Annotated in this window: 3 protein-coding genes and 1 pseudogene; 3 read left to right on the top strand and 1 reads right to left on the bottom strand. The window is 65.7% G+C overall.

What is annotated here, in order from left to right; translation table 11 throughout:
* From VBE63_RS27545 to VBE63_RS27535, 3 genes are all read left to right on the top strand, one after another.
* On the top strand, window positions 1-1,009 hold a 1,009-nt coding region (locus tag VBE63_RS27545; RefSeq protein ID WP_323686182.1), incomplete at its 5' end, for a hypothetical protein.
* A gap of 44 nt (window positions 1,010-1,053) precedes the next feature.
* Window positions 1,054-1,671 carry a hypothetical protein gene (locus tag VBE63_RS27540; RefSeq protein ID WP_323686181.1) on the top strand — a complete coding sequence of 206 codons (618 nt, stop codon included), beginning with the start codon at window positions 1,054-1,056 and terminating at the stop codon, window positions 1,669-1,671.
* Window positions 1,668-1,934, top strand: coding sequence for a hypothetical protein (locus tag VBE63_RS27535; protein ID WP_323686180.1), 267 nt, complete (start codon window positions 1,668-1,670; stop codon window positions 1,932-1,934). The genes VBE63_RS27540 and VBE63_RS27535 overlap by 4 nt, the downstream gene beginning before the upstream one ends.
* A 190-nt stretch (window positions 1,935-2,124) precedes the next feature.
* Here VBE63_RS27535 and VBE63_RS27530 read toward each other — a convergent pair.
* Window positions 2,125-2,383: pseudogene (locus tag VBE63_RS27530) on the bottom strand (MBL fold metallo-hydrolase); the annotation flags it as partial.

Below are 2,383 nucleotides of genomic sequence, written 5' to 3'. Positions count from 1 at the left end.
TCAGCAACTCGCCGAGCAAGGTCTAGCCCAGGCCGGCGCCTACCTGCAGGACCAACTGCGTGATCAAGACCCCGACAGCCTCAGCGATGCCGCCTTCCTTGAGCGCCTGGTCCACACCAAACGCCCGTTGATCTTCGCCGAGTCGGCCATCTATGGCGATGGGCGTGACTGGTCAGCGACGGAGCTGTCGTTGCTCGGCGACCTCGGCGTGGCGGTGCCGGTGCGGATCTTCGATGACGGCCGCCATCACCGTCCAGCCGTGCATCCCGAGCCGCTGTCGGCAACGCTCCTGTTCATCCCGGGTGCCCTGCTGCGCAATGGGCGTGGCTGTGTGCCGGCGGATTGGCTGGCCGTCACCCGAGACGGCCAGCTCGACCCGGTCGGCTACCGCGCCCTCTACGCACGCCGCCTGCTGCCGCTGCTACGCTACGCGGACCTGGATGCCGCCGAGCGCGGGCAGATGGCCCTGATCACCGTCCCCGGACTCGGCTGCGGTCAGTTCGCCGGTCCCTTCGCCGGCAGACTTGGCGAGGAGCTCAAAGGCGCGCTGATCGCATTGCTCGAACGGCATGCGCCACAGCTGCCGCACAGTCGCCTGATCTACTACGATCCCTACAGCGAATGCTGCAATGAGCGCCACGACTTTGGACCGCTCTCGCTGCGTGTGCGCCCGCTGCTGCAGGGCCATGCCGAGCGTCCGCAGCTGTGCGCGCCGACGCAGTATGCCGAAGCGGATGAGGATCTCAGCGACTGCCGGCTCTACAGCATCGTCGCCTGGGATCAGGTCTCCTGGCCAGGCAACGATTATTGGGGTGGCGCGCGCATGACCGACGACGGAGTGAAGGCCGCCGCGACCGATCTGATGCGCGCCATCACCGGGGTCGACGGCACCTATGAGGTACCGACGAGCGGTTATCAGCCACCCGAGCCCTATCCGACCTGGGAGGCGCTGGTTCAGGATCGGAATATCCAGTTGCACCTGTGCGACCGCCTGCAAATTCTGTCCTGAGCAAGAACACCGGCGCCCACAAACGCCTGCTTTTCTCGCACATCATGACCGACATCCATCCTGTGCACATCCACACCTACTCCGGCATCGCCTTCGACCTGCGCGATCCGCAGCCGGCGATGCTGTGCCTGGACGACATCATTCACTCGTTGTCGTTGATGAACCGCTTCAATGGCGCTGCGCTGTTTCCCTACAGCGTTGCCCAGCACTCGCTGCATGTCGCCTCGCTGCTGCCGCCGGAGCTGCGCTTAGAAGGCCTGCTGCACGATGCCGCCGAGGCCTACATCGGTGACATGGTCAGCCCGCTGAAACAGGTGATGCCGGAGTACAAGGCGGTCGAGGCGCGCATCAGCGCCGTCGTCGCCGAGGTCTTCGGGCTGGCCTATCCGGAACCCGCCGCCGTCAAACAGGCCGATCTGGCGGTACTCGCCGCCGAGCGTGAGCAGGTGCTCGGTCCCTCCTATGGCCCCTGGTTCAAGAATTTCCCAGAGCCAGCGCCGATCAGCATCCAGCCGCGCGACTGGTTGCAGGTCAAGGCCAGCTTTGGCGCCGCGCTGCAGACCGAGATCAGTCGACGCCGCGCCGCGACCGATGCACGCCCGACGGATGCAGCCGAACCCGAGCCATTCGGCGACCTTAGGCTTCAGGAGGTGAGGGCATGAAAAAGACACCAGACCAAGCGGATCAGGCGACGCTAGACGCGCCGGTTGAAACGCTCGAGGTGATCGATCTGCAGCTGATCCGCAAGGCGCTCACCGAAGCCCAGGGCGAGCCAACCGAGGCGGCGCGTGCGCGGGCCTTCATCGCCGCACTCTCGGCACTGCTGCTGATGTCGGGCGATCGCGAGTTCGGCAACGCGATCGGTGCCCTGATCGGGCTGCGGCCGCTCGAGGCCGAGGCACTGGAGCGCTTGATCGCCGGCTGAGTCTCTAGGGGGCAGCGCTGCATGGATCGCTGAGCCAGGCCAAGGCTCCGCGTTGCATGAAGTGCGCGAATCGAGCGGATCAGCGCATGCAGGGCTGCCTTGGCAGTGCGTTGCTCGCGGCGATGGCGTCCGGAACACAGCGTCGTCGATCACAGCCAGCGCATCCAACGGACGATGAGCGTCGGTTCAATCATCCCTGATCGCTGGCCGAGCAGGGGCCGCGAAACTGTTCTGGCACGTTGGTGGGACAGGCGCCGCAGTCCTCATTGCCTGGCACCGCAAAGTCGATCTTGCGTGGATAGGGCAGGCCGAGCCCATCCATCAGCGCGACAAAGTCCTCTTTCGAGCGGCCCTGACCGAGCCGCGGGTTGCGTGCCTTCTCCTGGGCGATGCTCGAGACGCAGCGCTGCTCGTAATCATGGCCGGGATAGACCAGGGTCTCGTCCGGG

The sequence above is a fragment of the Lamprobacter sp. genome, from assembly GCF_034860625.1.
Lineage (GTDB): Bacteria > Pseudomonadota > Gammaproteobacteria > Chromatiales > Chromatiaceae > Lamprobacter.
Note: the sequence above shows the minus strand (reverse complement) of the source record. Positions and strands in the feature narration are given on the sequence as shown.

Bases quoted from the DNA above. Each gene is read 5' to 3' on its own strand.
- VBE63_RS27540 (WP_323686181.1), top strand. From the start codon at position 1,054: ATGACCGACATCCATCCTGTGCACATCCACACCTACTCCGGCATCGCC.
- VBE63_RS27535 (WP_323686180.1), top strand. From the start codon at position 1,668: ATGAAAAAGACACCAGACCAAGCGGATCAGGCGACGCTAGACGCGCCG.